22 protein-coding genes are annotated in these 21,982 nt (G+C 74.4%); 13 read left to right on the forward strand and 9 right to left on the reverse strand.

Annotated features, from left to right (window positions below; translation table 11 throughout):
- Nucleotides 1-327 precede the first annotated feature (327 nt).
- From H299_RS33735 to mmuM, 5 genes are all read left to right on the forward strand, one after another.
- Nucleotides 328-1,506 carry a biotin transporter BioY gene (locus tag H299_RS33735; protein ID WP_037758747.1) on the forward strand — a complete coding sequence of 393 codons (1,179 nt, stop codon included), beginning with the start codon at nucleotides 328-330 and terminating at the stop codon, nucleotides 1,504-1,506.
- On the forward strand, nucleotides 1,490-1,843 hold the full coding sequence (locus tag H299_RS0112145) for a nucleotide pyrophosphohydrolase (RefSeq protein WP_027748623.1): 354 nt from the start codon (nucleotides 1,490-1,492) through the stop codon (nucleotides 1,841-1,843). Before H299_RS33735 ends, H299_RS0112145 begins: the two co-directional genes overlap by 17 nt.
- A 106-nt stretch (nucleotides 1,844-1,949) precedes the next feature.
- Nucleotides 1,950-2,414, forward strand: a complete 465-nt coding sequence (locus tag H299_RS0112150) for a DUF6099 family protein (protein WP_027748624.1) — start codon at nucleotides 1,950-1,952, stop codon at nucleotides 2,412-2,414.
- Between the two features lie 179 nt (nucleotides 2,415-2,593).
- Entirely contained in the window at nucleotides 2,594-3,517 is a 924-nt protein-coding gene (locus tag H299_RS0112155) for an LLM class F420-dependent oxidoreductase (RefSeq protein WP_027748625.1), read from the forward strand.
- Complete coding sequence (gene mmuM, locus H299_RS0112160; protein ID WP_027748626.1) at nucleotides 3,514-4,416, forward strand: homocysteine S-methyltransferase; 903 nt, start codon at nucleotides 3,514-3,516, stop codon at nucleotides 4,414-4,416. The genes H299_RS0112155 and mmuM overlap by 4 nt, the downstream gene beginning before the upstream one ends.
- A 93-nt stretch (nucleotides 4,417-4,509) precedes the next feature.
- Here the strand turns inward: mmuM and H299_RS33740 are convergent, their stop codons facing one another.
- Both H299_RS33740 and H299_RS0112170 read right to left on the reverse strand, forming a co-directional pair.
- Entirely contained in the window at nucleotides 4,510-5,460 is a 951-nt protein-coding gene (locus H299_RS33740) for an erythromycin esterase family protein (RefSeq protein WP_027748627.1), read from the reverse strand.
- A 128-nt stretch (nucleotides 5,461-5,588) separates the two neighbouring features.
- Nucleotides 5,589-6,404 (reverse strand): EamA family transporter, encoded by an 816-nt coding sequence (locus H299_RS0112170; protein ID WP_486587247.1) that lies wholly within the window; start codon nucleotides 6,402-6,404, stop codon nucleotides 5,589-5,591.
- Between the two features lie 203 nt (nucleotides 6,405-6,607).
- Here H299_RS0112170 and H299_RS0112175 point away from each other — a divergent pair, with 203 nt between their 5' ends.
- Genes H299_RS0112175 through argF form a run of 3 tightly spaced genes read left to right on the forward strand, consistent with a single transcriptional unit; the run spans nucleotide 6,608 to nucleotide 9,852 of the window.
- Nucleotides 6,608-7,501 (forward strand): LysR family transcriptional regulator, encoded by an 894-nt coding sequence (locus H299_RS0112175; protein ID WP_027748629.1) that lies wholly within the window; start codon nucleotides 6,608-6,610, stop codon nucleotides 7,499-7,501.
- Between the two features lie 53 nt (nucleotides 7,502-7,554).
- Nucleotides 7,555-8,778: an arginine deiminase gene (locus H299_RS0112180; RefSeq protein ID WP_027748630.1), complete on the forward strand. Its 1,224-nt coding sequence runs from the start codon at nucleotides 7,555-7,557 to the stop codon at nucleotides 8,776-8,778.
- 57 nt (nucleotides 8,779-8,835) lie between these two features.
- On the forward strand, nucleotides 8,836-9,852 hold the full coding sequence (gene argF / locus H299_RS0112185) for an ornithine carbamoyltransferase (protein ID WP_027748631.1): 1,017 nt from the start codon (nucleotides 8,836-8,838) through the stop codon (nucleotides 9,850-9,852).
- On the opposite strand, the gene H299_RS0112190 is transcribed toward argF, so the two are convergent.
- Entirely contained in the window at nucleotides 9,803-10,306 is a 504-nt protein-coding gene (locus tag H299_RS0112190) for an ATP-binding protein (protein ID WP_027748632.1), read from the reverse strand. The two genes, argF and H299_RS0112190, sit on opposite strands and share 50 nt — an antisense overlap.
- Nucleotides 10,307-10,585: 279 nt before the next feature.
- Here H299_RS0112190 and H299_RS0112195 point away from each other — a divergent pair, with 279 nt between their 5' ends.
- Together H299_RS0112195 and H299_RS0112200 are read left to right on the forward strand one after the other, a co-directional pair.
- Nucleotides 10,586-11,413 (forward strand): enoyl-CoA hydratase family protein, encoded by an 828-nt coding sequence (locus H299_RS0112195; RefSeq protein ID WP_027748633.1) that lies wholly within the window; start codon nucleotides 10,586-10,588, stop codon nucleotides 11,411-11,413.
- A gap of 16 nt (nucleotides 11,414-11,429) precedes the next feature.
- Complete coding sequence (locus H299_RS0112200; protein WP_027748634.1) at nucleotides 11,430-13,727, forward strand: bifunctional salicylyl-CoA 5-hydroxylase/oxidoreductase; 2,298 nt, start codon at nucleotides 11,430-11,432, stop codon at nucleotides 13,725-13,727.
- A 22-nt stretch (nucleotides 13,728-13,749) separates the two neighbouring features.
- On the opposite strand, the gene H299_RS33745 is transcribed toward H299_RS0112200, so the two are convergent.
- Both H299_RS33745 and H299_RS0112210 read right to left on the reverse strand, forming a co-directional pair.
- Complete coding sequence (locus tag H299_RS33745; protein WP_037758826.1) at nucleotides 13,750-13,956, reverse strand: DUF3099 domain-containing protein; 207 nt, start codon at nucleotides 13,954-13,956, stop codon at nucleotides 13,750-13,752.
- Nucleotides 13,957-14,381: 425 nt separating this feature from the next.
- Complete coding sequence (locus tag H299_RS0112210) at nucleotides 14,382-14,993, reverse strand: flavodoxin family protein (RefSeq protein WP_027748635.1); 612 nt, start codon at nucleotides 14,991-14,993, stop codon at nucleotides 14,382-14,384.
- A gap of 219 nt (nucleotides 14,994-15,212) precedes the next feature.
- Between H299_RS0112210 and H299_RS33750 the strand changes: the two genes are divergently transcribed.
- Nucleotides 15,213-16,151 carry an AraC family transcriptional regulator gene (locus H299_RS33750; protein WP_051262382.1) on the forward strand — a complete coding sequence of 313 codons (939 nt, stop codon included), beginning with the start codon at nucleotides 15,213-15,215 and terminating at the stop codon, nucleotides 16,149-16,151.
- Nucleotides 16,152-16,215: 64 nt separating this feature from the next.
- Here H299_RS33750 and H299_RS0112220 read toward each other — a convergent pair whose 3' ends face one another.
- Nucleotides 16,216-17,037 (reverse strand): PaaX family transcriptional regulator C-terminal domain-containing protein, encoded by an 822-nt coding sequence (locus tag H299_RS0112220; RefSeq protein WP_027748636.1) that lies wholly within the window; start codon nucleotides 17,035-17,037, stop codon nucleotides 16,216-16,218.
- 39 nt (nucleotides 17,038-17,076) lie between these two features.
- Nucleotides 17,077-18,798, reverse strand: a complete 1,722-nt coding sequence (locus tag H299_RS0112225; RefSeq protein ID WP_027748637.1) for an AMP-binding protein — start codon at nucleotides 18,796-18,798, stop codon at nucleotides 17,077-17,079.
- Between the two features lie 143 nt (nucleotides 18,799-18,941).
- Between H299_RS0112225 and H299_RS0112230 the strand changes: the two genes are divergently transcribed.
- The gene (locus H299_RS0112230) at nucleotides 18,942-20,132 is read left to right on the forward strand and encodes an acyl-CoA dehydrogenase family protein (RefSeq protein WP_027748638.1); all 1,191 of its coding nucleotides are present in this window, start codon (nucleotides 18,942-18,944) and stop codon (nucleotides 20,130-20,132) included.
- A complete protein-coding gene (locus H299_RS0112235; protein WP_027748639.1) occupies nucleotides 20,129-20,527 on the forward strand; it encodes a RidA family protein in 399 nt (132 codons plus the stop codon). Before H299_RS0112230 ends, H299_RS0112235 begins: the two co-directional genes overlap by 4 nt.
- Before the next feature lie 86 nt (nucleotides 20,528-20,613).
- Here the strand turns inward: H299_RS0112235 and H299_RS0112240 are convergent, their stop codons facing one another.
- Nucleotides 20,614-21,036, reverse strand: a complete 423-nt coding sequence (locus tag H299_RS0112240) for a VOC family protein (RefSeq protein WP_027748640.1) — start codon at nucleotides 21,034-21,036, stop codon at nucleotides 20,614-20,616.
- A gap of 150 nt (nucleotides 21,037-21,186) precedes the next feature.
- Complete coding sequence (locus tag H299_RS0112245) at nucleotides 21,187-21,948, reverse strand: winged helix-turn-helix domain-containing protein (protein ID WP_051262383.1); 762 nt, start codon at nucleotides 21,946-21,948, stop codon at nucleotides 21,187-21,189.
- Nucleotides 21,949-21,982 lie beyond the last annotated feature (34 nt).

Raw genomic sequence — 21,982 nt, forward strand, 5'->3', positions numbered from 1 at the left:
AGGTGGGTGTGGAGCGCTGCGGTGCCGTTGATGAAGAACCTACGGACCGGGGGCCGCCCGGACGATCAGGGTGGTCCCCCTCTCGTGGTGGGGTTACCACCCATACGTCTCAGGGTGCTGACCCCTACCAGAGGTTGACCCCCGTCGGCCGGCCGCCGTGCCGCGCTCCTGTGCGGTCGGGAGGACAGACCCCCGCCGCGCCGGAAACTCATCGGCCCGGGGGCGGGACGCGGCAGCGGGTTTCCCGCCGTGCGGGTCGCCCGATCGGGGGACGCCGGGAGTGCGGGAACGGTTCCGCAGCGGGCGGGGTGCGTACGGTTCCCGAGCATGGACCCCACCCCCACAGCGCCCCCCACGGCCGTCGTCACCGAGCTGCGGCTCTCCGCCTTCCGCTCGCACCGGGGCAGGACGCTGGCGCTGGCCCCGCTCACCTTGCTGACCGGGGCCAGCGGCAGCGGCAAGTCGAGCCTGCTGGAGGGCTACGAGGCGCTGGCCCGGCTCGGGGACGGCGCGGATCTCGGGCAGGTGTTCGGGGAGGCGCGGGGCGGCCCCTCGGCGTACGTGCCGCAGGCGGCGTCCGCCGACCCGCAGGGCAGGCGGGGGTTCCGGCTGGGCTGCACGGTGGACGGGCGGGCCGGGCCGGTACGGTTCGACCTCGCCGTCCAGGCGGAGCCGGAACTGCGCATCGCCGGGGAGCGGTTGACCGCCTCCGACGGCCGCACGCTGCTCTCCACGGCGCTGCGCGATCCGGGCAGGCGCGCGGTGCAGGCCGAGTGGCACACCGCCGGCGCCACCCGGGTCACCCGCGCCCCGCTTCCGGACGACCGGCTCGCCACCGCCATGCTGCCGCTGCGCGTCGCCGGCACCACGCCGGGCCAGCGCCGCGTCCTGGCCGCCGCCGAGCAGGTGGTGTACGCGCTGCGCGCGGCGTTCCCGTGCGATCCGCGGCCGGAGCGGATGCGCGGCGCGGTGGCCTCCACGGACGCGCTGCTGCGCGGCGGCTGCGACAACTTCGCCGCGGTGCTGCACCGCATCCGGGCGGAGAGCGGCACCCGGCACGCGGCGCTCGTGGACGCCGTACGGGCGGGCTGCGCGGGCCCGGTGGGCGGGCTGGCGGCGCGCGGCGACCGCGAGGGCGCGGCGCTGGTGCGGGCGGTGGTCGAGCGCGGCGAGGCGCGGCGGCACACCCCGGCCGAGTGGCTGGGGGACGGCGAACTGCGCTACATGGCGCTCGCGTTGGTGCTGCTGGCCGGGCCGGACGCGCTCCGGGTGGCGGGGTGTGCGGAGGAACTGCCCGGCGGGCAGGTGCTCACGGTGCTCGCCGACGGCCTGGACCGGGGCCTGGACCGGCGGCAGACCAGGGAACTGCTCACGCTGGCCGCCCGGATGTGCGCGCGGGGGCACGTACGGCTGATCGGCACCCTCCAGGGTGGCGGCGCGCTGCGGACCACGGCGGAGGTGCCCGAGGCGGCCCTGGTAGACCTGGGGGGTGACCGAACAGACTGAGCCCGACCTCGCGCAGTTGCAGCGCCGCCTCGCCGACTTCGCGGCCGCCCGCGACTGGGGCAGGTACCACACACCGAAGAACCTGGCCGCCGCGCTGAGCGTCGAGGCCGGGGAACTGGTGGAAATCTTTCAGTGGCTCACACCGGACGAATCGGTCGCGGTGATGGCGGCCGGGGAGTCGGCCGCGCGGGTCGAGGACGAGGTCGCGGACGTGCTGGCCTATCTCCTGCAGTTCTGCGGGGTGTTGGGCATCGACCCCCTCACGGCACTGGCCGCGAAGATCGACAGGAACGAGAAGCGTTTCCCGGTGGGTGGAAACGGTCACTCTATGGAGTGAGAGTTTTCTTCAGAGGTGTCGGATTATCCACAGATTTCCCAAACTCCCTGGCGGAAGCGGCCATTGGCAGTCACGCTGGGTAGCGACCAGTGGAGGGGGATGAGAGATGGAAGCGTCAAGACTCATCGAGGTTTCACGGCAGGCGCTCGCCCAGAGCAAGGCGCTGACCGACGTCGTCGCGGAGGCGTGGCAGGCGCAGGCGCTCGTGGCGGCGGTCGGCTCCCAGCTGGCGGCGTGCGGGCCGCCGGTGGTCCGTGCGGAGGCCGTCGGGCTGAGCGAGGCGGGCAGCAGAGGGTGCGGTTCGCTGCGCCGGCCCGCCTGGGAGGAGGAAGAGATACGGGCCACGCGGCTCTCCGCCGTGTCGGACCCGCGCCGTGTGCTCCTCGATCTCGCCGGGCTGCTCGGGGAGTCCGGCGTCGCGCTGGTCGGAGTGGCCGTGGCGGCGGACGAGGAGGGGTTGTACTGGCAGTGCCTCGACGCGATAGACGCGGCCGACGAGTCGGGTGACCGGGTCGCCGGGATGCTCCGCAGCCTGGCGCTGCCGGAGCGCGGCGGCGCGCGCGTGCTCTGAGCACCCGCCCGTCCGGCGCCCGCGCCGCGCTGGGCAACTCCGCCGCCCGCCGCGCCGCTTGGCCGCGAGGCGCCCCACGCCAGGCCCGCGCCCGCCGAAGGCCCGGGTGGACGGGTGTCGGTGGCGAGCCGCGGGCCCCGCGAGCGGCGTTCCGTGCGCGCCGGGGGCAGGATGGGGACATGGATCTGCGCATTTTCACCGAACCGCAGCAGGGCGCCGACTACGACACCCTGCTCACCGTCGCAAAGGCTGCCGAGGACCTGGGCTTCGACGCGTTCTTCCGCTCCGACCACTATCTGGCCATGGGTGACACGGACGGCCTGCCCGGGCCGACCGACGCCTGGATCACGCTGGCCGGGCTCGCCCGGGAGACCAGCCGCATCCGGCTGGGCACCCTGATGACGGCGGGCACCTTCCGGCTGCCGGGGCCGCTGGCGATCCAGGTCGCGCAGGTGGACGCCATGTCGGGCGGGCGGATCGAGTTCGGTCTCGGCTCCGGCTGGTACGAGGAGGAGCACAAGGCGTACGGCATCCCCTTCCCCGGTGCCAAGTTCGGCAGGCTGGAGGAGCAGCTCGCGATTGTCACCGGGCTGTGGGGTACTCCCGTCGGGGAGACCTTCAGTTTCGCGGGGGAGTACTACCAGCTGACCGACTCGCCCGCGCTGCCCAAGCCCGTGCAGTCCAGGGTGCCGGTGCTGGTCGGCGGCCTGGGCGCGGTCCGCACGCCCCGGCTCGCGGCGAAGTACGCCGACGAGTTCAACGTCCCCTTCGCCTCCGCCGCCGACTCCGCGCGCCAGTTCGAGCGGGTGCGGGCCGCCGCCGTCGAGCACGGCCGGGCGCCGGACGACCTCGTCTACTCCAACGCGCTGGTCGCCTGCGTGGGGAGGGACGACGCGGAGGTCGCGCGCCGGGCGGGCGCCATCGGCCGGAAGGTGCCGGAGCTGAAGGAGAACGGCCTGGCGGGCTCCCCGGCCGAGGTCGTCGACCGCATCGGCCGCTACCAGGAGGCGGGTGCCTCGCGCATCTATCTCCAGATCCTCGACCTGGCCGACCTCGACCACCTGGAGCTGATCTCCGGCCAGGTGGGGAGCGCCCTGGCGTGACCGCCCCCGTGCGCCCGCTCGCCGAGGCGCTCGCCGCCGGACCGCTGGCCCTGGACGGCGGGCTCGCCAGCCAACTGGAGGACCAGGGCTGCGACCTGTCCGACCCGCTGTGGTCGGCCAGGCTGCTGGCCGACGCCCCGGAGCAGATCGAGGCGGCCCACCGGGCCTACGTGCGGGCGGGGGCGCGGGTCCTGGTGACCGGCAGCTATCAGGCGTCCTTCGAGGGCTTCGGCCGCCGGGGGCTGGGCCGCGCGGAGGCGGCCGGACTCCTGCGCCGCAGCGTGCGGCTGGCCCGGGCCGCCGCCGGCGACCGCGAGGTCTGGGTGGCCGCTTCGGTCGGCCCCTACGGCGCGGTGCTCGCCGACGGCAGTGAGTACCGGGGGCGGTACGGCCTGAGTGAGGAGCGGCTGCGGCGCTTCCACCATCCCCGTATCGAGGCGCTCGCCGAGGCCGGTCCCGACGTGCTCGCGCTGGAGACCGTGCCGGACGCGGACGAGGCGGCGGCGCTGCTGAGCGCCGCGCGCGGCTGCGGGGTGCCGGTGTGGCTGAGCTACACGATCGAGGGCGGGCACACCCGCGCGGGCCAGCCGCTGGCCGACGCCTTCGCCGTGGCGGCGGGCCGCGACGACGTGCTCGCGGTCGGGGTGAACTGCTGCGATCCGGCGGCGGCCGACGCCGCGGTGGAGACGGCCGCCGAGGTCACCGGCAAGCCTGTCGTGGTCTACCCGAACAGCGGCGAGGGCTGGGACGCGCGGCGGCGCGCCTGGCGGGGTGCCGCCACCTTCGCCCCCGAGCGGGCGGGGCACTGGGCGCAGCGGGGCGCGCGGCTGATCGGCGGCTGCTGCCGGGTGGGCCCGGAGCGGATCACGGACGTGGCCCGCGCGCTGGGCGCAGTCTGAGCACGTACGGTCCCCGCCGGGCCGCTTTGCCGCCGAGCCGTCGCCACCGCCGCTGGGGGGTGAAGCCGCACCGGCTGCCCGCCGCTCCCGGGCTCAGCCCTCGGCGCCGGGGAGGAGCGGGCCGGCGGGCGTGACCTCCCGTACGTGGAGCACGGCGTCGAACCATCCGGCGAGCGAGCCCCCGTCCACGTGGTGGTCGGCGTCGTCCGCGCTTTCGTAGCCGGGGCCGATCATCCGGGTCCTGGCGGGCGTGGTCAGCCAGGCGCGTACCGCGGCGGGGCTCGGTGCGCGCAGGTCCAGGTAGTAGGCGGCCGGCCCGCTGCGGGCCAGCGCCGACTCGGCGAAGTCCGCCGGCGGGGAGGGTACGGCAGCGGGGATCGTCCCGTGGTCGAAGAGCAGGCCCATCGAGACGTAGCCGCTGCCGAAGCGTTCGCGCAGGTAGCCGCCCGCGTTGCGGTGCGTCGCTGCGGTGTGGCGGGTCTCGGCGTGGGCGGTGTGCGCGAGGCCGCCCCAGTAGACGATCTTGTCGCCGGTCTGTCCGTGCCACCAGAGGGTGTTCTCGGCCAGGGTCCGTTCAAGGGCCGCCATGCCTTCCAGCGGCGGGCGCCCGGCGTGGGGGAACGGGGGTTCGTCCGGGGCCCGCGCGAAGCGGACCGGATCGCCGGGGTTCCGTATGTTGTAGGCGCGCATCCAGCGGACCACGTCGAGGATCTCCGCCGTCTGCCAGAACGGGCGGGCGCCCGCCAGCAGTGTGCGCGGGTCGCCCGTCCCCGTGGCGACGTACTCGGTGAGCCCGGTCCGGACGGGGTCGTCGCCCTCCAGGGCGAGGGAGCGGAAGCCGGAGTGCTCGACCAGTGAGGCGAAGACGCGGTGGGAGAGGACCGAGAGCTGGCGGGACTGCCGGGTGGAGGCGCCCAGGGCGACGACGGTGGCGTCGCGGAAGCGCGCGTCCTCCGCCCAGGGGTCCGTGGGGGCGGGCCGCGGGTCGTTCGCGGGTACGGGGCGTGCGTGCCGGCTGATCCACTGGTCCACGGCCTGTGACATGTCGTGTCCTTCCTGAGAGTCCCGTTCGGTGATGAGTGGCAGCCTGGTAGATCAACCTTGATTGAAGTCAAGCGGCGCCCGCGGCTCCCGTCTCCCGCCCCCGGTCCGGCACTCACCGCGCCGGACGCTCACGTCGTACGGGAGGAGCGCGCGGTGGAGACCACGAGGATGTTCGCGCCGACGATCACGGCGACGGCGAGCCAGGCGTACGCGTCGAGCCGCTGCCCGAGCACGGCGAGGCCGATCAGGGCGGCGAAGACCGGGTTCACGCTCATGAACACGCTGAAGAAGTGCGCCGGGACGCGGCGCAGCGCCAGCAGGTCGGCCAGGAACGGCACCGCGGAGGAGAGGACTCCGGCGGCGAGGGCGCAGCCCAGGGCGGCGGAGGTGGGCGGGTGGTGCCACAGTGCCCACGCGCCGACGGGCAGGTACAGGGCGCCGGAGACCGCCGCCGCGGCGGCCGGGCCCTCCAGGCCGGGCAGGCGGGCACCGACGGTCCGGTTGAGCAGGATGTAGCAGGCCCAGCACGCCGCGGCCAGCAGGGCCAGACCGATGCCCAGGTAGTCGGTGGAGGGGGTGGGGCGGGTCAGTACGGCCACCGCGCCCGCGGCGGCCACCGCGGCGGCCAGGTCGGCACGGCGGCGGGACCGGGCCAGGGCCACGGCCAGCGGGCCGAGGAACTCCAGCGTGACCGCCAGCCCGAGCCCGATCCGCTCGATCGCCGCGTACAGCGACAGGTTCATCGTCGCGAACACGAGCGCGAGGCCCAGCACGGGACGCCACTGCGCCGCGGTGAAGTGCCGCAGCCGGGGTCTGCCGACGCCCCCGAGCACCAGGGCCGCCACCCACTGGCGCACCGCCACCACCCCGGCGGGCCCCAGGTCCGGGAACGCCAGCGCCGCGAGCGAGGCTCCCGTCTGGTTGGACAGGCCGCTGCCGATCATCAGCGCCACTCCGGCCGCGCGCCCCCCGCTTGCTGAGGGGGTCCCCCCGTGGGACGGGGACGGGGGCGGCGAGAGGGGCGGCGACGCGGACGGGGCGGACCGAGAGGTCGCACCGGGGCAGGCTCCGGGCTTCATGGGCCCACCCTCGAAGAGCGGGAGCCATGCGCAAAATGCATCCGCGCACCCGCCTATACGCTGGACGCATGGATGAGACGGGGAAGCGGACCGCCGCGCTGGAGCTGAAGCACCTGCGGTGCCTGGCCGCCATCATGGACACCGGGAGTTTCACCGACGCCGCGTACGAGCTGGGCGTTTCCCAGGCCGCCGTCTCCCGCACGCTGGCCGCCCTGGAAGGCATTCTCGGGGTCCAGCTGCTCCACCGCACCAGCCGCAGCGTCGCCCCCACCACCGCGGGCGTGCGGGTCCTGACCCGCGCGCGCGTGCTGCTGGCGGGCACCGGGGAACTCGTCCGCGAAGCGGCCTCCGGCCACAGCCGGCTGCACATCGGCCACGCCTGGTCCAGCTTCGGCCGCCACACCACCGGGTTCCAGCGCCGCTGGCGGGAACAGCACCCCGAGACCGAGCTGCGCCTCATCCGCCACAACACGCCCACCGGCGGTCTCGCGGAGGGGCTGTGCGACCTCGCCGTCATCCGTGCCCCCCTCAACCTGGCGCCCTGGTCGCACGCGCGGATCGGTGAGGAGGCCCGCTACGTCGCGCTGGCCTCCGACGACCCCTGGGCCAGGCGCCGCGGCATCCGCATGGACGAGCTGCCCGGCCGCACCCTGGCCATCGACCGCCGCACGGGCACCACCGCCTTGGACCTGTGGCCCCAGGAGGACCGGCCCGCGGTCGAGTACACCCACGACATCGACGACTGGCTCGCCGCCATCGCCACCGGACGCTGCGTGGGGCTGACCCCGGAGGCCACCGCCGTCCAGTACCGCCGCGACGGCATCACCTACCGCCCCCTCCGCGACGCCGGCCCGGTCGCCGTCCACCTCATCTGGCGCGCCCGCGCCCTCCACCCCGCCACCCACACCGCGATCGCCCTCGCCGCGAGCCTCTACCGCGACGCGTCCCACCCGTGCAGATGACCCGGTGCCCGTATCTGCGGGCAACGGGCGCTCTCCTCCGACAGGATGGGGCCATGGGATTCCACGTCGACTCCGAGGCCGGACGGCTCCACCGCGTCATTCTGCACCGGCCCGATCTCGAGCTGAAGCGGCTCACCCCCACGAACAAGAACGACCTCCTGTTCGACGACGTCCTGTGGGTGCGCCGCGCCCGGCAGGAGCACGACACCTTCGCGGACGTCCTGCGCGACCGGGGGGTGACCGTCCACCTCTTCGCGGACCTGCTCGCCGAGGCGCTGGCCGTTCCGGCCGCCCGCGCACTCGTGCTGGACCGGGTCTTCGACGAGCGGGAGTACGGACCGCTGGCCACCGGCCACCTGCGCGCCGCCTTCGACGCGCTGGCGACGCCGCAGCTGGTCGAGGCGCTCATCGGCGGCATGACCAAGCGGGAGTTCCTCCAGGGGCATCCGGAGCCGGTCTCGGTCCGCTTCCATGTCATGGAGCTGGACGACTTCCTGCTCGCCCCGCTGCCCAACCACCTCTTCACCCGGGACACTTCGGCCTGGGTCTACGACGGGGTGTCGATCAACGACATGCGCTGGCGCGCGCGGCAGCGCGAGACCGTCCACTTCGAGGCGATCTACCGCCACCACCCGCTCTTCACGGGCAACGCCTTCCGCTTCTGGTCGGAGGGCCACGTCGCCTACCCCTCCACCATCGAGGGCGGTGACGTGCTGGTCATCGGCAACGGCGCGGTGCTGGTGGGGATGAGCGAGCGCACCACCCCGCAGGCGGTGGAGACGCTGGCGCACGGGCTTTTCGAGGCGGGCTCGGCCCGCAGCATCGTCGCGCTCGACCTGCCCAAGCGCCGCGCGTTCATGCACCTGGACACCGTGATGACGATGATCGACGGCGACACCTTCAGCAAGTACGAGGGCCTGGGCATGCTCCGCTCCTACACGATCGAGCCGGGGGCGGGCCCCGCCGACCTCAAGGTCACCGACCATCCGCCGGAGCACATGCACCAGGCGATCGCGGAGGCGCTGGGGCTGAGCGCGATCCGGGTGCTGACCGCCACGCAGGACGTGCACTCCGCCGAGCGCGAGCAGTGGGACGACGGCTGCAACGTGCTGGCGGTCGAGCCGGGGGTGGTGGTGGCCTACGAGCGCAACGTGACCACGAACACCTTCCTGCGCAAGCAGGGCATCGAGGTGCTGGAGATACCCGGCAGCGAGCTGGGCCGGGGGCGGGGCGGGCCGCGCTGCATGAGCTGCCCCGTCGAGAGGGAGGCTGTATAGAGATGCATTGATCCGTATATACTTACGGCTCGTACTGTCAGACCCTAGGAGCCCCTCATGGCGACAGACCTCACGGGACGCCACTTCCTCAAGGAGCTGGACTTCACCCCCCGGGAGTTCCGCCACCTGATCGACCTCGCCGCCGAGCTGAAGGCCGCCCGCCGGGCGGGCACGGAGCGGCGGCGGCTCGCGGGGCGCAACATCGCGCTGATCTTCGAGAAGGCGTCCACCCGCACCCGCTGCTCCTTCGAGGTGGCCGCGGCCGACCAGGGCGCCGCCACCACCTACCTGGACCCGGCCGGCGCGCACATAGGCCACAAGGAGTCCCCGCGCGACACGGCGCGGGTGCTGGGGCGGATGTACGACGGCATCGAGTTCCGCGGTGCGGCGCAGAGCGTCGCCGAGGAGCTGGCCGCGCACGCCGGGGTCCCGGTCTACAACGGCCTCACCGACGAGTGGCACCCCACCCAGATGCTCGCCGACGTGCTCACCATGACCGAGCACGGCACCAAGGCGCTGGACCGGACCGCCTACGCCTACCTCGGCGACGCCCGCAACAACATGGGCCACTCCTGCCTGGTCACCGGCGCCCTGCTGGGCATGGACCTGCGGATCGCGGCGCCCCGCGCGCTGTGGCCCCACGAGTCGGTGGTGGCCACGGCCCGCGCTGTCGCGGACCGCACCGGTGCCCGCCTCACCCTCACCGAGGACGTCGCCGAGGGGGTGCGCCGCGCGGACTTCGTCGCCACCGACGTGTGGGTGTCCATGGGGGAGGCGAAGGAGGTCTGGGACGAGCGCATCGGCCTGCTGCGCCCGTACGCGGTCACCATGGACGTGCTGCGGGCCACCGGCAACGACGAGGTGCGCTTCCTGCACTGCCTGCCGGCCTTCCACGACCTGGGCACGACCGTGGGCCGGGAGATCCACCAGCGCTACGGCCTGGATTCCCTGGAGGTCACCGACGAGGTCTTCGAGTCGGACCACTCCGTCGTCTTCGACCAGGCCGAGAACCGCATGCACACCATCAAGGCAGTGCTGGTGGCGACGCTGGCGGGCCCGGAAGAGTCAGCGTGAACCAGACGGCCTTGCCCGCGGCGGTGGCGTGGTAGCCGTGTCCGCGGCTCAGCGCGCGGACGAGCAGCAGGCCGCGGCCGTCCTCGTCCCACAGGCCGGGCTCCGCGGCGCCCGGCCCGGCCAGTCCGGCCCGGGGCAGCGGCCCGTGGTCCCGCACCTCGATCCGGACGGTGTCCGGGGCCGCCGGGCGCCTCTCCTCCGCCGCTGGGGCGAGGCCTTCGTGCAGCAGCCGCACGGTCAGCCGTACGGCGGTGCCGCCCGGGGTGTGCTGGACGGCGTTGGCGACCAGTTCCGCCGTCAGCAGCTCCGCGGTGTGGCAGGCGCCGGCGTCGCTCCCGGTGTCCGCGCACGTCTCGGCCAGCGCCCGCCGCACGACCGCCCGCGCCAGCGGCACGGCGGCCGTGGTGTGCGGCAGCTCGAGGTGCCAGTAGGTGCTGTCAGCGGCAGGTGACACGGCGCCTTCCGTTTCCAAGGGCAGGCACGGGGCCTGCGGGACTCTCCACCGTACGAACGCGCCCGGGGGCACCGGCAGGGCCGGGCGGCACGTCTGGGCGGGACCTTGGTCCGGACCGGCCGCCGCCGCGCCCGCCGCCGCGTGCGGGGCGGGCCGGGCCGGGGCGCGCGGCCCTGGCGCGGGGATGAAGGTGTATCGCGGGCTCATGACGACGGTCACGAACGGGTGATACTTTCGAGATGCAGGCATCCGCGCCGCCCGGCCCCAGGAGACCGCCTCATGAGCCCGTTCACCGGTTCCGTCCGCGCCACCGAGCACTGGGAGCACCTCCGGGTCACCGAGGAGGACGGCGTCGTCACCGTGACCCTGGCGCGGCCCGACAAGCTCAACGCGCTCACCTTCGAGGCGTACGCCGACCTGCGCGACCTGCTCGCAGAGCTGTCCCGCACCCGGCGGGCCCGCGCGCTGGTGCTGGGCGGCGAGGGGCGCGGGTTCTGCTCGGGCGGCGACGTGGACGAGATCATCGGCGCCACCCTGGGCATGGACACCGGGCAGCTCCTGGACTTCAACCGGATGACCGGCCAGGTGGTACGGGCGCTCCGCGAGGCGCCCTTCCCGGTCGTCGCCGCCGTGCACGGCGTGGCCGCGGGCGCGGGCGCGGTGCTCGCGCTGGCCGCCGACTTCCGGCTCGCCGACCCCACCGCGCGCTTCTCGTTCCTCTTCACCAAGGTCGGCCTCTCCGGGGGCGACATGGGAGCCGCCTACCTGCTGCCCCGCGTCGTGGGCCTCGGCCACGCCACCCGCATCCTGATGCTCGGCGAGCCCGTACGCGCCCCGGAGGCGGAGCGGATCGGGCTGCTGAGCGCGCTGACCGAGGAGGGCGCGGCGCACGGTGAGGCCGCAGCCCTCGCCCGCCGCCTCGCCGACGGCCCCGCGCTCGCCCACGCCCAGACCAAGGCGCTGCTGACCGCCGAGCTGGACCTGCCGCTGTCCGCCGCCGTCGAGCTGGACGCCGCGACGCAGGCGCTGCTGATGAACAGCGCGGACTACGCCGAGTTCCACGCCGCCTTCAGTGCGAAGCGGCCCCCGCAGTGGCGGGGCGCGTAGTGGCGGGCCGTACGCCGTGAGCGGGCCCGTACGGCGCGTCGCGGTGGTCGGCGGCGGCCCCGGCGGCCTCTACGCCGCCGTCCTCCTCAAACGCCTCGACCCCGCCCGCGAGATCACCGTCTTCGAGCGCAACGGGCCCGAGGAGACGTTCGGCTTCGGCGTCGTGCTCTCCGACGAGACCCTCGGCGGCATCGAGCACGCCGATCCGGCGGTCTTCACCGCGCTGGGCGCGGAGTTCGTGCGCTGGGACGACATCGGCATCCACCACCGCGGCCGTACCCTCACCTCCGGCGGGCACGGCTTCGCGGCGCTGGGGCGGCGCGAACTGCTGGCCGTGCTGCACGATCGCTGCCGCGCCCTGGGCGTGCGGCTCCGCTTCCGCACCGAGGCGCCGCCGCCCGCCGTGCTGGCCGCCGAGTACGACCTGGTCATCGCCGCCGACGGGGTGCACAGCGCCACCCGCGACGCGTACGCGGAGGTGTTCCGGCCCCGGATCACCCCGCACCGCTGCCGGTACATCTGGCTGGCCGCCGACTTCGCGCTGGACGCCTTCCGCTTCGAGATCGCCGAGACCCCGCACGGCGTGGCCCAGCTGCACGCCTACCCCTACTCCGCCGCGCCGCGCGGCCCCGCCTCCACCGTCATCGTCGAGATGCGCGAGGAGGTGTGGCGCGCGGCCGGGCTGGACCGGCTCGACCAGGAGGCGTCCGCCGCGTACTGCGCCGCGCTCTTCCCCGAGACGCTGCGCGGGCGGCCCCTGCGGGGCAACCGGTCGCAGTGGACGGTCTTCCGCACCGTCGTCAACGAGCGCTGGTCGCACGGGAACACCGTGCTGATCGGCGACGCCGCGCACACCGCCCACTTCTCCATCGGCTCCGGCACCAAGCTCGCCGTCGAGGACGCCCTGGCGCTGGCCGCCTGCCTGGAGGAGCATCCCGCGCTGCCGGCCGCGCTCGCGGCGTACGAGGCGGAACGGCGCCCGGTCGTCCGGTCCACGCAGCGCGCCGCCCGTGCCAGCCTGGAGTGGTTCGAGGAGCTGGCCGGCTACGTGGACCAGCCCGCGCACCAGTTCGCCTTCAATCTGCTCACCCGCAGCCGCCGTGTCACCCACGGCAATCTGCGGCTGCGCGACCCGGCCTTCGTCTCCGCGGTGGAGCGCGCCGCGGACGTCCCCGAGGGCACACCGCCGATGTTCACCCCCTTCCGGCTGAACGGCCTGACGCTGCGCAACCGGATCGTGGTCTCCGCCATGGACATGTACTCCGCGCGGGACGGCCTGCCCGGCGACTTCCACCTCGTCCACCTCGGCGCCCGTGCCCTGGGCGGCGCGGGGCTGGTGATGACCGAGATGGTGTGCGTGACGCCCGAGGGCCGCATCACCCCCGGCTGTACGGGCCTGTGGGACGCCGCGCAGACGCGGCAGTGGCGGCGGATCACCGATTTCGTGCACACCAGCGCCCCCGGCACCGCCGTCGGCGTCCAGCTCGGGCACTCCGGGCGCAAGGGCTCGACCCGGCTGATGTGGGAGGGCATGGACGACCCGCTGCCGGACGGCAACTGGCCGCTCGTCGCCCCCTCCCCGCTGCCCTACCGGCCCGGCGTCAGCCAGAGACCGCGCGAACTGGCGCCCGGCGAGCTGGCCACGCTCCGCCGCGGCTTCCGCTCCGCGGCCGAGCGCGCGGCCGAGGCCGGGTTCGACCTGCTCGAACTGCACTGCGCGCACGGCTACCTCCTCTCCTCCTTCCTCTCCCCGCTCACCAACCTGCGCACCGATGCCTACGGCGGCGACCTGGCCGGGCGGCTCCGCTTCCCCCTCGAGGTCCTCGACTCGGTACGCGAGGTCTGGCCGGACGACCGACCGCTGACCGTCCGCATCTCCGCCACCGACTGGGCCGAGGGCGGCATGACCGGCCCCGACGCGGTGGCCGTGGCGCGCGCCCTCGTAGCGCACGGCGCCGACGCTGTGGACGTCTCGACCGGGCAGGTCGTCGCCGAGGAGGCGCCCGACTTCGGCCGCTCGTACCAGACGCCGTACGCCGACCGCATCCGCAACGCGCTGGGCGTCCCCGTCGTCGCGGTCGGCGCCATCTCCTCCTGGGACGACGTGAACTCGCTCCTCCTGGCGGGCCGCGCCGACCTGTGCGCGCTGGGCCGCCCGCACCTCTACGACCCCCACTGGACGCTGCACGCCGCCGCCGAACAGGACTACCGGGGGCCGGGCGCCTCCTGGCCGCAGCAGTACCGAGCGGGCAGCCGCAAACCGCCCACCGGGCGCACCGACGCGCCGCGCCCCCGGCTGCGGCTGGAGCCCTGAAGCCTCCGCGCGGGCGGGCCGGTCAGCCGTCCTCCTCGTCCCACCAGTGGTCGTCCGGCCCCCGCCGGTTGCCGACGATCGCGGCGACGGGCGGAATGACCATAGCCGTCACGCACATCCCCACCGCGACGGGCACCGACCACAGCCGTACGAAGGCCCAGGCGCTGACGAAGAGTGTCAGGCAGACCGCCATGAGCACGAGATAACGCCGCCGCCGTCGCGCGTACACGCCTCCAGGCTAGTGCCGCGTCAGGCAAGGTTCACCCCGCTTGCCGCCCTGGCACGCCCATCCGCTGCGTTGCCCGATCGACCGAGTAGCCCACTACGAGGCCGATCAGGCGCCTTGCGGCCGGCCGCACCAGGACGCCTCGCTACCGGGCAAACCTTGCCTGACGCGGCACTGGTGCCGCGACAGGGCAAAGCTTGCCGGGAGGGCACTGGTGCCGTGACCGGAGTCCGCCGGGGTGGTCGTGGCACCGGTCGGACAGCCGGGATGTTCGTTCCGGCCACTGGAGATGTGGCGACCGAGCTTGCCCGCGGGACCGCGCCGGTGGGACGGAGTCGCACTGCCGCGGCCTCGACCGCCGGAGGCCGGGAGAACACGGGTGCAGGCGTTCACCGCACCCGTACGGGAGCGGCTGCGCGGTCGTCGCCTCAGCCGGTGACGGCTGCGGCGCGGCGTCCGGCCGCCGTGAGGGCGGCCTGGCCGGCGACACGGGCGCCGAGGTGCTCGGCGGTGCTGATGTCGGCGGCGTGGACGGTTTCGGTGCCACCGTCGAGCGGGGTCTGCGCCCCGGCGCCGCCCCAGAAACCGAGGCGGTTCAAGTCGTTCTCGGAGGCCGTGGTGGAGTTCCAGCCGGGGGCGAGGCCGAGGCTGACCCACAGCATGCGGTGCTGGGCGGCGAAGGTGGCGAAGAAGGCGAGAGTGCTGGACTTGTCGCCGGCCTTGGAGGCGGAGTTGGTGAATCCGGCCGCGAGCTTGTCGGCCCAGCGGCCTTCCGCGAAGCGCCCGCTGGTGGCCTCAGCGAAGGTGTGGAACGCGGCGGACGCGCTGCCCATGTAGGTGGGCGAGCCGAAGACGATCGCGTCGGCGTCGTCCAGCCGCTGCCACTGCTCGTCGGTGATGGTGTCCACCGGGACGAGGGCCACGTCGGCGCCTGCGTCCGCTGCCCCGCGCCGGAGCGCCAGGGCGAGGACCGCGGTGTGGCCGCGGCCGGAGTGGAAGGCGACGGCGACTGAGGGCGGCGGGGCGGCGGACTCGGACATGTGAACTCCAGCGATTCGGGTGGGTCGGGTGCGGAGGTGGGGGAGGACGGATCCGCGCGGCCGGGGGTTTGCGTCGCTGATCGTTGAGGACCCCGCCCTCACGCCGACGGCCTCCCCGTGCGCTGTCGACACTACGGCGGCCGATCGAAGCGCAGGGACTCCAGAAGTCTGGAATTCATGACTGATCGTCTACGGATCTTTTCGAAGTAGGGTGACGAGGTGGACCCCATCGATGACGTCCTGGCGGCCAGGTCTGCCGAGGACTCGCAGTACCTCAAGGTGGAAGCCCACGGAGCCTGGGGGATCTCCTTCAGGTCGCCGCGTACGACGCACGTGATGATGATCAGGAGTGGGCGCTGCTGGCAGCTCGCCCCGGACGCTGACCCGGAACCGCTCGCCCCCGGCAACTGCTTTCTGGTCCGGGCCGGCGCCGAGTTCGCCCTCGTGGACGAACCGGGGCGGGCCCTGGTCAGCTGCGAGAGCCTTCTGGCGTCCCGGCGGGGTTCTTCCGTACGACACGGCACAGAGGGTTCGGTGACCGAGATCGTCTCGGCGCGCCTGGCCTTCGACACCGGCGCCGCCGAGCCGCTGTTGAAGGTGCTGCCTCCCGTACTGCGACTCGATCTCGACGACTCGATCGGCGACGCTCTGCGCTCCACGTTCAGGCTGCTGGAGCTGGAGCGTACCTCCTCCAGTTTCGGTTCCGGATTCGTCATGAGCCGCCTGGCCGACGCTCTGTTCGTGTACGCCCTTCGTACCCACGTCTCCTCCGCCGAGGGCTCACACGGATGGCTCTCCGCTCTCAGCGACCCGCAGCTCGCGCCGGCGCTGCACGACCTCCACGCCGATCTCGCACACCCGTGGACGGTTGAGGAGCTCGCGCGCCGAGCCGGGATGTCGCGGGCCGCGTTCGCCGCCGCGTTCCGGCGAAAGACAGGTGACTCGCCGATCAACTACCTGACCTACTGGCGCATGCACCGGGCGAAAGCACTACTGCGTGACACCGAATCGAACCTTCAGCAGATCGCCCTCGCGATCGGCTACGACACCGACGCCGCCTTCAGCCGGGCGTTCCGCCGGCACCAGAGCATCGCGCCCGGAGCATGGCGACGCCGTCGGCGTGCCTCGGCCGGGGACTCCGGCGAGGCGGCCGGGTGAACACCTGGCCGAGGCCCGCCGGCGTGACCACTCCGGCGTACCGGTGCGGACAGAACCCGGAAACCTAAGGGCTGTTCCGCAGCCGCGCCGGGTATCCGGCGCCCGGCTCGTAGAGCCGCGCGTGCAGCTTCGCGAAGACCCGTGCCGAGCGCTCGCCCGGCCAGGGCGCGGGCAGCAGCGCCGGAGGAAGGCCCGGATCGGCGTACGGCAGCCGCCGCCAGGCGTCCAGCGCGAACAGGTAGTCCCGGTACGCCTCCCGCGCGGGCCCCGCGCGCCGCCTCTCCCAGGAGCGGAGCACCGGCTCGTGGACGTCGAGGAACTCCTGGTGCAGCCGCGCCAGCGCGTCCAGGTCCCACCAGCGGGCGACGGCCTGTGCGGTCGGCTCGAAGCCCGCGTGGTCGCCCCGGAACAGCTCCACGTAGCCGGTCAGCTCCAGCCGCCGCAGCTCGTGCCGGGTCTCCTCCTCCAGCTGCGCGGGGGCGATCCACACCCCCGGCGCCGCGTTGCCGAATCCCAGCCCGGCCAGCCGGGAGCGCAGCAGGTGGCGGCGCCCGCGCTCGCTCTCGGGCACCGAGAAGACCGCCAGCAGCCAGCTGCCGTCCGGCCGGGGGCGGCTGTAGATGCGCCGGTCGCCGTCCTCCAGCAGCTGCCGCGCCGCGGCCGAGGGCGCGTAGCCGGCGGACCTGCTGCCCGGACGCTCGGCCACCAGCAGCCCGCGCCGCTTGAGCCGGGAGACGGCCGAACGCACCGAGGGCGGATCGATCCCCAGGGCTCCCAGCAGCGGGATCAGCACGGCGACCGGCACCGTGCCGCCGCCGCTGAACTCCCGGCCGTAGGCGCCGTAGAACGTGACGATCAGGGAGCCGGGGGAGGGGTGCTGGGCCACGGCGTCACTGTAGAGGAGTGCCGCGGGCCCGGCGGCGGCTCAACGGTCCCCCCGCGGGCCGGGCTCGGGCACCGGCTCGCCCTCGCGCAGCCGGAAGCGCTGGAGCTTCCCGGTCGGGGTGCGCGGCAGCGCGGCGGCGAAGACGATCTGCCGCGGGCACTTGTACGGCGTCAGCTCCGCCCGGACGAACTCCCGCAGCTCCTCCGCCAGTCCGGCCGCCCGCTCGGCCGAGCCGGGCCCGCCCTCGCGCAGCACCACGTGGGCGACCACCCGCTGGCCCACCCGCTCGTCCGGTACGCCGACCACCGCCGCCTCGGCGACCTCGGGATGGCGCAGCAGCGCGCCCTCGACCTCGGGACCGGGCACGTTGTACCCGGCCGAGATGATCATGTCGTCGGCGCGGGCCACGTAGCGGAAGTAGCCGTCCGGCTCCCGGACGTAGGTGTCGCCGGTGAGATTCCAGCCGTCGCGCACGTACTCCCGCTGCCGCTCGTCCGAGAGGTAGCGGCAGCCGACCGGGCCGCGTACGGCGAGCAGGCCCGGTGTGCCGTCCGGCACGGGCGTGGCCCCGTCCCTTTCCGCGACGACGCGCGCCTCGAAGCCGGGCACGGGCACGCCGGTGCGGCCCGGGCGGATGGCGTCGTCGGCGGCGGAGATGAAGATGTGCAGCATCTCGGTGGCGCCGATGCCGTCGATCAGCCGCACCCCGGTACGCGCGTGCCACGCCTCCCAGGTGGCGGCGGGCAGGTGCTCGCCCGCGGAGACGCAGCGCCGCAGCGAGGAGATGTCGTGGCCGCCGGGCGCGCCGCCGGTGCCGGTCTCCGCGCCCGCGCCCGTGCCTGCACCTGTGCCCGTGCCCAGCTTGCCGAGCATGCCCCGGTAGGCGGTCGGCGCGGTGAACAGCACGGTTATCCGGTGCCGCCCGACGGCCTCGAGCATCTGCTCCGGCCCGCTCCACTGCTCCAGCAGCGCGGCTGCGCCCGCCCGCAGCGGGAAGACGACCAGGCCGCCGAGCCCGAAGGTGAAGCCCAGCGGCGGACTGCCCGCGAACAGGTCGTCCGGCCGCGGCCGGAGCACCCGGGCCGAGAAGGTGTCCGCGATGGCCAGCACGTCGCGGTGGAAGTGCATGCACCCCTTGGGCGGGCCCGTGGTGCCGGAGGTGAACGCGATCAGCGCCACGTCGTCGGCCGCCGTCGCCACCGCCGTGTACCCCGCGGGCTGCCGCTCGGCACGCCGCATCAGGTCCTGCGCCGTGCCGCCGCCGAAGGGCGTCACCCGCAGGCCGGGCACCCCGGCTTCGGCCAGATCGTCCATCGTCCGCACGTCGCACAGGGCGTGGCGGACGCGGGCCAGTTCGCAGATCGTGCGCAGCTCCGGGGCGTGCTGCCCCGCCAGCACCGTCACCGCGACCGCGCCCGCCTTCATCACCGCCAGCCAGCAGGCCGCCAGCTGCGGCGTGGTGGGACCGCGCAGCAGCACCCGGTTGCCCGGTACGACGCCCAGCTCCTCGGTCAGCACCCGCGCGATGCGGTCGACCCGCTCGAGCAGCTCGCCGTACGTCCAGCTCTCGGTGTCGCTGAGGAAGGCGGGCCGGTCGGGGCCGAACCGCTCCACGGTGCGGTCCAGCAGCTCCGCACCGCAGTTGAGCCGGGCGGGATAGCGCAGTTCGGGCAGCTCGCGGGTGAGCTGCGGCCACTGGCCGGGCGGGGGGAGATGGTCGCGTGCGAAGGTGTCGACGTGCGCGGACGGGCTCAGCTGCATGGCGTTCATGCCCCCTTGCGGCGATCCAGAAGGCGTCGGTTCCTGGCGTGCCGGTGTGCCGATGAGCGTAACGTGTTGGTGACGGCAGTCAATGTGCCGCGATAGCCGCGCCAGTCGCGGCACGACCGACGGAGGGTGTCGCGATGCGCGCGTTCGCGCTGGAACCGGAGCAGGAGGAGTGGTGCGCGCGGCTGCGCGCGCTGGCCGCCGAGCGGCTGCTCCCGCTGGCACCGGGCACCGGGCACGGGCAGGTCAACCGCCCGCTGGTCGCCGCGCTCGGCGAGCTGGGCCTGCTCGCGCGGGTCCTCCCGCCGGACGGCACCGCGCCCCCGGCGCTGGACCTGTGCCTGCTGCGTGAGTCCCTCGCCCGCGTCTGCACGGAGGCCGAGACCGCGCTCGCGCTCCAGGGGCTGGGCGCCGGCCCGATCGCGCTGTCCGGCAGCGCGGCGCAGCGCGCGCGCTGGCTCCCGGAGGTGACCGCGGGCCGGGCGGTCGCCGCCTTCGCTCTCAGCGAGCCGGGCGCGGGCTCCGATGCCGCCGCGCTCTCCCTCGCCGCCGATCCGCTCACCCCGGCCGGTCCCGCTGCCCCGGCCGGTCCCGCCGCCGGTCCCGCCCCCGGTGGCTGGCGGCTCAGCGGCACCAAGACCTGGATCTCCAACGCCCCGCACGCGGACGTCTACACCGTCTTCGCCCGTACGGGTGAGGCCCCGGGTGCCCGGGGGGTCACCGCGTTCCTGGTGCCGGCCGACCGGCCGGGGCTGACCGGTGAGCGGCTGGACATGCTCTCCCCGCACCCGATCGGCACGCTGACCTTCGACGCGGTCCCCGTCACGCCCGCCGACGTGCTCGGCGCGCCCGGCCAGGGATTCGGCGTCGCCATGCGCACGCTCAACCTCTTCCGGCCCAGCGTCGGCGGCTTCGCGGTGGGCATGGCACAGGCCGCGCTCGACGCCTCGCTCGCCCACGCCGCCTCCCGCACCGCCTTCGGCGGCCCGCTGCGCGACCTCCAGGCCGTCTCCCACCAGCTCGCCGAGATGGCCACCCGCACCGAGGCCGCCCGCCTGCTGGTCTACGCGGCGGCCGCCGCGTACGACCGGGGCGAGGGCGGCATCGCCCAGCGCGCCGCCATGGCCAAGCTGCTGGCCACCGAGACCGCCCAGTGGGTCGTCGACGCCGCGGTGCAGATCCATGGCGCCGCCGCCCTTCAGCGAGGACATCTCCTCGAACACCTATACCGCGAAGTCCGCGCCCCCCGCATCTACGAGGGCGCCACCGAGGTGCAGCGCTCGATCATCGCCAAGGAGCTGTACCGACCCAAGGAGTCGCCCCGATGACCCTCCACCGCACGAACCCTCCGCAGCTCGCGCCGCCCGCCGGGTTCTCGCACGCGGTCACCGCCACCGGCTCCCGGCTGGTCTTCCTGGCCGGACAGACGGCACTCGACCCGGCGGGTGTGATCACCGGCGCGGACCTGCCCGCGCAGTTCTCGCGGGCGCTGGCCAACCTGCTGGCGGCGCTGCACGCCTCCGGCGGCACCCCGGCCGACCTCACCCGGGTCACCGTCTACACCACCGACGTCGCCGGGTACCGGGAGCACTCAGAGGAGCTGGGCCGGGTGTGGCGGGCACAGGCGGGCCGCGACTATCCGGCGATGGCGCTGGTGGGCGTCGTCCGTCTGTGGGACGTGGAGGCGCTGGTCGAACTGGACGGCATCGCCGTGCTGCCCTGACCGCAGGCCTCCGGCCGCTGCCGTCGCCCGCCCGCCCCGGTCACCGGGAGCGGGCACGGGCGGCGGGCCGGCGCTCCACCGGCGGTTCAGGCGGAGGGCTGCTCCTGGACGGCGGCCGGGTCCATCCACATGATCTCCCACAGATGCCCGTCCAGGTCCTGGAAGCTGCGCCCGTACATGAAGCCCTCATCCATCGGGTCCTTGGTGGCCTCGGCCCCGGCGGCCAGGGCCTTGTCGGCCAGCTCGTCGACCGCCGCACGGCTCTCCAGCCCCAGCGTCACGATCACCTCGGCGGCGCGGGAGGTGTCGCCGATCTCCTTGTTGGTGAAGGTCTTGAAGAAGGGCTCGACCATCAGCATCGAGTAGATGCCGTTCTCGTCGTCGATGACGAGTGCCGCCGCCTGGTCGTCGCAGAACTGCTCGTTGAAGGTGAAGCCGAGCCTGGAGAAGAACTCCCGGGACCGGGGCAGATCCCGCACGGGAAGGTTCACGAAGATCATCTTGGACATGGGGAGCCTCATCTCTCCTGGTACCGCGGGTCTGGTGCCGCGTGGTGAGCGGCCGGCCGCCGCCCCTGCGGTGGCCTTCACCGATACTGACGCCGCCGCCCCGCGAAACTCATCGGTCCCAGGCGGCTCTTCGCCGATTTCCGCGCGGGCTCACCCGCTCGCGCCCCCGGCCGGCACGCGCAGGTCCGCGGGCACGATGCCCAGCAGCCCGTGCAGCGCCTCTTCCCCCCGCCCGGTCACCCGCAGCGCACGTCGGCTGCCGATCCGCTCGCACCAGCCCTCCGCCAGCGCGTACGCACACAGCGCCGCGCCCGCCGCGCCCGCCAGATGGGGGCGGCGCTCCGTCCAGTCCAGGCACGAGCGGGCCACCGGGCGGCGGCCGGCCGGGCGCCGCGCCAGCTCGATGCCCAGGCCGCGGAACCACTCCATGCCCCGCTCGGTCACCGCGAAACCCGTCGACTCCTGGAGCAGGCCGCCGGCCAGCAGCGCGTCCGTCACGGCCACCCCCAGCCGCCCGGCCAGATGGTCGTAGCAGGTACGGGCGCGCGCCATGGCCGCACCGGCGGAGGCATGGCGCAGGCCGCGCGGGGCGGGGGCGGGACCGGCGTGCGCCGCCAGGTCCTCGATGAGCTGGGCGGCCTCCGGACCGGCCAGCCGCAGGTACCGGTGTCTGCCCTGGCGCGCCTCGGCCAGCAGGCCGCCCGCCACCAGTTTGTCCAGGTGCCCGCTGGCGGTGGCCGCCGCGACGCCCGCCGTGCGCGCCAGTTCACCCGCCGTCCAGGCCCGCCCGTCCAGCAGCGCCAGGCAGAACCGGGCGCGCGTCCCGTCCGCCAGAAGCCCGGCCAGCCGGGCCAGCGAGGGCGCGGCGTCCGGGGCCGAGGCCGGGCCGAGGGGGCGTGCGCGTGGCTCCATGGCCCCCATGATGCCGCCGCGGCACTTCGGTCGC

The organism is Streptomyces sp. CNH287, assembly GCF_000424825.1.

Excerpts from the sequence above, each read along its gene's own strand:
- H299_RS33735 (WP_037758747.1), top strand. The coding sequence starts at position 328 with ATGGACCCCACCCCCACAGCGCCCCCCACGGCCGTCGTCACCGAGCTG.
- H299_RS0112150 (WP_027748624.1), top strand. The coding sequence starts at position 1,950 with ATGGAAGCGTCAAGACTCATCGAGGTTTCACGGCAGGCGCTCGCCCAG.
- H299_RS0112155 (WP_027748625.1), top strand. The coding sequence starts at position 2,594 with ATGGATCTGCGCATTTTCACCGAACCGCAGCAGGGCGCCGACTACGAC.
- H299_RS33740 (WP_027748627.1), bottom strand. The coding sequence starts at position 5,460 with ATGTCACAGGCCGTGGACCAGTGGATCAGCCGGCACGCACGCCCCGTA.
- H299_RS0112170 (WP_486587247.1), bottom strand. The coding sequence starts at position 6,404 with ATGATCGGCAGCGGCCTGTCCAACCAGACGGGAGCCTCGCTCGCGGCG.
- H299_RS0112175 (WP_027748629.1), top strand. The coding sequence starts at position 6,608 with ATGGATGAGACGGGGAAGCGGACCGCCGCGCTGGAGCTGAAGCACCTG.
- H299_RS0112180 (WP_027748630.1), top strand. The coding sequence starts at position 7,555 with ATGGGATTCCACGTCGACTCCGAGGCCGGACGGCTCCACCGCGTCATT.
- argF (WP_027748631.1), top strand. The coding sequence starts at position 8,836 with ATGGCGACAGACCTCACGGGACGCCACTTCCTCAAGGAGCTGGACTTC.
- H299_RS0112195 (WP_027748633.1), top strand. The coding sequence starts at position 10,586 with ATGAGCCCGTTCACCGGTTCCGTCCGCGCCACCGAGCACTGGGAGCAC.
- H299_RS0112210 (WP_027748635.1), bottom strand. The coding sequence starts at position 14,993 with ATGTCCGAGTCCGCCGCCCCGCCGCCCTCAGTCGCCGTCGCCTTCCAC.
- H299_RS0112225 (WP_027748637.1), bottom strand. The coding sequence starts at position 18,798 with ATGCAGCTGAGCCCGTCCGCGCACGTCGACACCTTCGCACGCGACCAT.
- H299_RS0112230 (WP_027748638.1), top strand. The coding sequence starts at position 18,942 with ATGCGCGCGTTCGCGCTGGAACCGGAGCAGGAGGAGTGGTGCGCGCGG.
- H299_RS0112235 (WP_027748639.1), top strand. The coding sequence starts at position 20,129 with ATGACCCTCCACCGCACGAACCCTCCGCAGCTCGCGCCGCCCGCCGGG.
- H299_RS0112240 (WP_027748640.1), bottom strand. The coding sequence starts at position 21,036 with ATGTCCAAGATGATCTTCGTGAACCTTCCCGTGCGGGATCTGCCCCGG.
- H299_RS0112245 (WP_051262383.1), bottom strand. The coding sequence starts at position 21,948 with ATGGAGCCACGCGCACGCCCCCTCGGCCCGGCCTCGGCCCCGGACGCC.